This window comes from Bacillus suaedaesalsae (assembly GCF_016890225.1).
In the GTDB taxonomy this organism is placed as follows: Bacteria; Bacillota; Bacilli; order Bacillales; family SA4; genus Bacillus_BS; species Bacillus_BS suaedaesalsae.
Window position 1 is genome coordinate 26,079 of the sequence record NZ_JAFELM010000032.1, and the last position, 7,045, is coordinate 33,123.

The following is a 7,045-nucleotide window of genomic DNA, read 5'->3' on the forward strand; positions in this document are numbered from 1 at the left end:
TTACCCAAAATGATTGTATCCTGCTTTTTTCAATTCTATTGATTCTCCATTATTATTTAGAAACACCCTACCTGTACCTCTTACCACGTTTCCAATATGCGTGATTCGTATATTCTCTTTATTAAATTCTAGTAAAAGCTGGTCCCAATTTTCCGGGGAAACTGTACCTAGTAGTTCATAATCTTCTCCACCATATAAAGCCCATTGAATCGCTTCTTTTCTCCCAAATGAGAGTATTTCTTCTGAAAGAGGAATCGCATATTCATCTATCACAATATTTACTTGGCTTGCTGTAGCAATCTCTATTGCTTCACTTGCCACTCCATCACTAATATCATTCGCTGAAGCTCTAGGTAAACCTTTAAGAATCCTTCCTGCTTTTACTTGGGGAGAGGGCAGTTGGTGCCTGTTTAATAAATTTGTATGTTTTCTATTACTAGTGTTATCTGATAAGAGTATATGTAAACCTGCAGCCGAATCTCCGACATTCCCAGTTAAAAAAACGAAATCACCTGGTTTGGCATTACTTCGTTTCAAAACTTTCCCTTGTTCGATTTCACCAAGAACTGTAACCGTTACAACCAATGGTCCCTCAATCGATACAGTGTCTCCACCAATTAACGTCATTTCATACTGATTAGCAAGTTCACTCATTCCACAATAAATATCGAGTAACTCCTGTTCCTGCCATGTTGACGGAATAGCAATGGACACGAGATAAAATGTTGGAATCCCCCCCATTGCTGCAATATCACTAATATTAGAGGCTAATGCTTTATGTCCTATATGATGTGGTTTCATCGTCTCCCGTTTAAAATGTACACCTTCAACCATCGTATCCTTACAAACAACAGTATCCATTTTGTGATGAGGTCGAATAATCGCAGCGTCATCCCCAATACCTTCTATAACACTCTTTGGTATTTGTTGATTTGACGAGATCTTATTTATAAAATCAAATTCATCTTTAATTCCCATATTAGCACCACTTTAAGTTATGTTAACATTAAAAAACCCTTAGAGTATACCAAGGGTTCTATTGTCATTTTCTTATTATTATTGAAAAAAAGCAAATAAATTTAGCTTGAGCTATTACTTTTGTAATGATTGATCAATAGCTTGACGGAATGCAGAGACAATATCTTGATCATTCTCAATTCCTACAGAAATACGTACAAGTCCTCTCGTAATCCCTAACTCATCTAGTGATTCTTGGGATAAAGCTCGATGAGAAGTAGCGATTGGATACGAAACTGTTGTTTCGATACCAGCGAGAGTCGGAACAATCTTAATCCACCCTAGTGAACTGAAGAAAGTATTAACATCACAAAGTGAAGAGTCTAATTCAATTGAAACCATGGCACCATTACCAAGAGGAGATAAACCAGTCGGATAATATACTTTTTTTACACCCCTGTATCCATCTAAACCTTTAGCAAGTTCTTCCGCATTATGTGATTGTCTCTCCATACGAATACTTAATGTCTTTAGTCCTCGACAAGCAAGCCAACTTTCAAAAGGACTTAAATTCGCACCTAAATTTACAACCTTTTGGGTCACCCTATCCATGAGTGCACTACTACCGACTACAACACCAGCTGTCACATCACTGTGCCCACCAATATATTTCGTTGCACTATGAACTACCAAGTCTACTCCAACTTCAAGTGGCTTACACAAAAATGGGGTTGCAAATGTATTATCAATAATCGAAACTAAATTATATTCCTTTGCAATTTCGACGACCTGTTTCAAATTTTCTACTCGTAATAATGGATTCGTAACAGATTCACTATAAATCACTTTAGTATTAGGTCGAATTGCAGCCACTATCTCCTGTTTATTTTCAAAAGAAACAAATGACGCCTCAACTCCAACCTCCTGAAGCTCTTTCGCTATCAATTGAAAAGTCCCACCATACAAATCATCATTTGCAATGATATGATCCCCAGCATGAGCAACTGACAGAATACTTACAAGTACAGCTGATAATCCAGAAGATGTCGCCACACCCGCGTCAGCACCTTCTAAAGCTGCCACACCTTGGCCTAGTTCATCAGTATTCGGATTCCCTACACGTGAATATAAATAATTCCCTTGCCCCTCATAATAACCTTCTAACTCTTCTAAACTACGAAACGTAAACGCACTCGTTTGATAAATTGGCGTAACCTTACTATGTATTTGGTCTTTTGATTTCTTTGAATAATGAACGTTTTTCGTATAAAAGTCCATTCCGCTTCCCCTCACTGTCCCATATTAATTTGAACTTTACTCTTATAAAGGAAGAAAGTCAATGAAGTCTTTTCTTGTACAAATTCATGATTATCGAGTCTAAATTATGTCCATTTTTGGGTAAACAGATAAAGAGAAAAGAAAGGAGATGCTGGTGTTGGAACATACTTTACATTATGACTGGAAGCTTGTATTACTATCTGTACTTATAGCTGTCTTATCTTCATTTTTCGCCTTAGATTTATCATCTAAAGTTTCACAAAATCCATCATCTCAAAAATTAAAAACGTTAGTGTTGGGTGCCATCGTGATGGGGATGGGGATCTGGTGCATGCACTTTATTGGCATGCTAGCATATCATTCAACAATTTCAGTTAAGTACAGCTTAACATTAACAATCTTTTCAATGATATCAGCTATTGTTGCTTCTTTTTTCTCTTTCCTAACCGTTAATCTAAATCGACTTTCATTTGGTTGGTTTATCATTGCAGGTATTCTAATGGGTACTGCTATTTCCTCTATGCATTATTTAGGAATGGCGGCCATGCAAGTAAATTCTGCTGTAAGCTATGATCGTTTTCTCGTTTTGTTATCTATATTAGTATCTGTTATTGTTTCTTTTGTCTCCCTTGCAGTATCTTTTTATTGCAAACCTTTAGAGCAAAAATATCACCTTTTAAAAAAAATAATAGGATCATTATTAATGGGGGCTAGCATATCATCTATGCATTATATTGGTATGAAGGCTTTCCGTATCCATACTATAGAGAAACAGCACCTTAAACCTAGTAATCAGGACATGTTCTTACATCTCACTACCAGTGACTTAGGATATTTGATTAGTGTTACTTCCTTACTTATTTTAATTTTAATCATAGTGAATGCATATTGGGATCGAGGACTTGCCATAAAAGGACGTATATTATCTGAAGAACAATTCAAATCCTTGTTTGAATACAATCCATATCTTGTGTTCACATTTAATGAAAGTGGAGTCATTAGCAATATCAATAAAAAAGGAAAAGCATTTCTGCAACAAAGTTTTAATCATCAACCTATTGTCTTTTATTCTATCTTTGATAAAAATGATCAACCATTGATGAAGAATAGTTTTGAACTAATGCTAAAAGGAGAAGTGGTTCTTCCGTTCATTGCTTCCATTCAAATAGGTGAATTTAAACATTCTTTTTCATGTACATTAGCTCCTATCGTAATAGATGGTCAATTTACTAGTGGATTTTTATTAGCTAAAGACATTACAGAACTTACAATAACAAAGCAAAAAATTCAGCAAGTTCAAGAAGAAAAAAGAAGAAAGCAAGAATTAAATGAAGCAATACTAAGTACAATGGCTGAAGGTATTATCCTCTTTTATGAAGATGGAAGTTTCAATGTGCTTAATGAACAAGTTTCAGAGTTACTCGAAATTGTGATAGATGAAAATTTTAATTCCTTTGATGACCTTACTTATGTGGATGAAGAAAGAGTAGTGATGGATAATAACGATTTACCTTATAAAATTACATTAAGAACAAATGAACCTGTTAAAGGAAAAGTAATAGGCGTTATGTCTGGAGAGTCAATTATTCGATGGATTACCGTTAATTCTAGACCATTGACAACTCAAGATAAAAAAGCAGCTTTAGTTACTTTTTCAGATATAACTGTTCAAAAAATACATGAAATAAAACTTCGAGAGTCACATACAGAAATCTTAGTAGCTAAGGATGCTGCAGAACGAGCGAATTCCGCTAAATCATTATTCTTATCAAAAATGAGCCATGAGCTTAGAACTCCTTTAAATTCTATTTTGGGTTTTGCCCAACTACTAGAAATAGATCAGTCGTTAACTAGTCAACAGCATGAATTTATTCAAGAAATACTAAATGGAGGTAGACATCTCCAACACTTAATTAACGATGTATTAGATCTATCTAGAATAGAAACTGGTTCAATGAATTTGGCATTAAAATCTTCCTGTCTGATTAGTATCATCGAAGACTCCATTCGAATGTTGGCTCCCTTAGCTGATAATAGAGGAATTTCTATCGTGTTTAACAAGATTATACTACCACATAACCTTGTCTATTTAGATCCAGTCCGAACAAAGCAAATTTTAATAAACTTAATAGATAACGGAATTAAATACACGAGATCAAAAGGAAAAATCATTATTTCTTGTTCAATTGTAAAAGATTATGTAATGGTAAGTATTACAGATAATGGTGTCGGTATTCATGAAAAAGAGTTAATACATATTTTTAAGCCATTTTATCGAATTAATGAATTTACCGGTAATGGTATAGGAATTGGCCTAACACTGGTTAAAGAATTAGTAAATTTAATGAATGGAAATGTAGGAGTCGAAAGTCAGTTAGGAAAAGGAAGTACCTTTTGGTTTAGTCTACCACTTGCATTGAACCATGAGCATTCAAAGTCCTCCTGATACTAATGAAATTTCAATAGTCTTGGTGAGATATAAGTAAATAAGGACTATAGTACCTATTTGGTACTACGATTGTAGATTTTGGTTAAGATTGGAAAAGCTTAGTAAAGGAGGTGACGATTATGGAAAAACTAAAGATTGTAATTGCTGATGATGAGTCTACTTCAAGAATACTATTACATCACTTTATAAAGTTATTACCAGATTTTGAAATTATAGATGAAGCAAAAAATGGAGAGGAACTAATTAATACTGTTATAAAGGTAAAGCCTGATATTGTTCTTGTCGATATCAACATGCCTGGATTTAATGGATTAGAAGCTGTGAAAATATGCAAAGGTCTCCTACCTACTCTTCAAGTGATATTTACAACTGGATATAATGAATATGCAGTAGATGCCTTTAATATTTCAGCTACAGATTATGTAACCAAACCAATAGATCGAACAAGGCTATCCGAAGCATTAGGGAAAGCAAAAATTAATTTTCAAACATTGAAATCACAACATGCCAATCAAATTGATAAAAAAATAACAATAAAATCAGGTCAAACCTTTCTTTATATAAATTTAGAGGATATTCTTTTTATTGAAAAAGAAGGACGTAAAACAGTCATTCATACAAGAAATCAAAAAGTTGAATCAAATGATCCCTTACACGAATTTGAGAACAAGTTACACACTTTCTTTTATAAGACACATCGGTCTTACTTAGTAAATTTAAAACAAGTTACCATGATTGAAGCCTTTGGTGAATCGTATATTGCACATTTTACAAACTCAAATAAAACTGCCCAAATTTCTCGTTTAAAGTTAACAAATGTTCAACAGTTATTGACAGAGATAGCGGATGTTTATTAATTTGTTTTTGCCAATTTACTTATTATATCTACAATCCACTTTAATACTACACCAATTAGAATATAAATCGGAAAAGAATAAATATGCTTCCATTGAAAAGGTGCATATATATCTACCATTTCTAATACAGACTCAGATATAAACGATGCGCCAAAAGCCAAAATAATTAAGCTTAATATGTAAGATTTCCATGGTTTAAACCATTGAAAAATAAGCATATAACAAACAGGAATAACAGATAAATTCACCGCATTTAGTCTTGGTGTATTCGGAATTAAAAAATATTTATACGCCCATAGTCCGAAAGAAGTCCCAAGGTCATCGAGAATGGTCGCAATTATTCCTGCACATAAGCCAACAATGATATTTTCCCGTACTTCATTCCTGCTATGGAGCTTTGCCCATAAGAACCAAAATGCAATAAAAATAACTAATAACGTCCACCATTGTGGCTCAAATAGTACATGTGTACTGTAATATTCAATTCTTGCCTCCCCTAACCTTTGCTTCACCTTAAGCATTTCTGTAAAATGGTCCATATTGCTTCCTCCTTAATTCTGAATTCCGAAGCAGTAGTGGACCGCTGGTTCTATGGCCCATTCATGATTTTGGGAGGAGAATTTCTCAGTAAGACATTCCACTTCATGGTCGTCCAAATTATTCAAATCTAGCTTAATTTGTGTCACGCGCTCATCATCTGTATAAATACTAAGACATACAATCGGGAAGTTTGTTTCCTCTACGATGAGAACATCCCTATGATTTTGTAATAGAATCACCGACATAAAAAACCTTCTCCCTTCCAAAATTTATTAAGATACCATGATAGTATGGAATATTTAGTTTTGTTTATGTTTGTGTTACATCAAATGTTTGATTCTTTGTATAAGATGTTGAGATTGAGTAATTTTAAAAACGTCTATCCTTCTATCTACCTTTACTACGCCCTACATTTACGGCCTTCTCATTATGCCATTATATAAGTATCTACTTATCTGAAGTTGAATTTTTATAGACTTATATACACAAAAAAGAGTAACTGATTTACAGTTACTCTTTTTTCACGTTGCTTGGCAACGTCCTACTCTCACAGGGACTTGCGACCCAACTACCATCGGCGCTCAAGCTTAACTTCCGTGTTCGGGTTCGGACAAAAATGAGCGGCGAATCTCTTCGTCGGCTTCACTCACTCAGATCCTCACGTACAGTCATACGCTCCGGTCTTCTCTCATTTTGCTTCCCTCGACCTTCTTGCTCCTTTTTGCCCTCACCATATATTGTACCTACTCCAAACTTTACGTCATGACGGACTATAAAAACCAACAAAAAAAGAGTAACTGATCAACAGCTACTCTTTCTCATTTGCTTGGCAACGTCCTACTCTCACAGGGACTTGCGTCACAACTACCATCGGCGCTCGAGCTTAACTTCCGTGTTCGGGTTCGGACAAAAATGAGCGGCGAATCTCTTCGTCAGCTTCATTCGTTCAGATCCTCACGTACTG

At 34.8% G+C, this 7,045-nt stretch carries 6 protein-coding genes; 2 read left to right on the plus strand and 4 right to left on the minus strand.

Features of this window, described 5'->3' with window-relative positions; translation table 11 throughout:
• The gene (thiL, locus tag JR050_RS13315) at positions 1–978 is read right to left on the minus strand and encodes a thiamine-phosphate kinase (RefSeq protein WP_204203999.1); all 978 of its coding nucleotides are present in this window, start codon (positions 976–978) and stop codon (positions 1–3) included.
• A 114-nt stretch (positions 979–1,092) separates the two neighbouring features.
• Positions 1,093–2,235: a trans-sulfuration enzyme family protein gene (locus tag JR050_RS13320; protein WP_204204000.1), complete on the minus strand. Its 1,143-nt coding sequence runs from the start codon at positions 2,233–2,235 to the stop codon at positions 1,093–1,095.
• A 157-nt stretch (positions 2,236–2,392) separates the two neighbouring features.
• On the opposite strand from JR050_RS13320, the gene JR050_RS13325 reads away from it, so the two are divergent.
• The gene (locus tag JR050_RS13325; RefSeq protein WP_204204001.1) at positions 2,393–4,681 is read left to right on the plus strand and encodes an MHYT domain-containing protein; all 2,289 of its coding nucleotides are present in this window, start codon (positions 2,393–2,395) and stop codon (positions 4,679–4,681) included.
• A gap of 122 nt (positions 4,682–4,803) precedes the next feature.
• Positions 4,804–5,541, plus strand: coding sequence for a LytR/AlgR family response regulator transcription factor (locus JR050_RS13330; RefSeq protein WP_204204002.1), 738 nt, complete (start codon positions 4,804–4,806; stop codon positions 5,539–5,541).
• On the opposite strand, the gene JR050_RS13335 is transcribed toward JR050_RS13330, so the two are convergent.
• Both JR050_RS13335 and JR050_RS13340 read right to left on the minus strand, forming a co-directional pair.
• Positions 5,538–6,080, minus strand: coding sequence for a CBO0543 family protein (locus JR050_RS13335; RefSeq protein WP_204204003.1), 543 nt, complete (start codon positions 6,078–6,080; stop codon positions 5,538–5,540). The two genes, JR050_RS13330 and JR050_RS13335, sit on opposite strands and share 4 nt — an antisense overlap.
• A gap of 12 nt (positions 6,081–6,092) precedes the next feature.
• A complete protein-coding gene (locus JR050_RS13340) occupies positions 6,093–6,326 on the minus strand; it encodes a hypothetical protein (RefSeq protein ID WP_204204004.1) in 234 nt (77 codons plus the stop codon).
• Between the last annotated feature and the right edge of the window lie 719 nt (positions 6,327–7,045).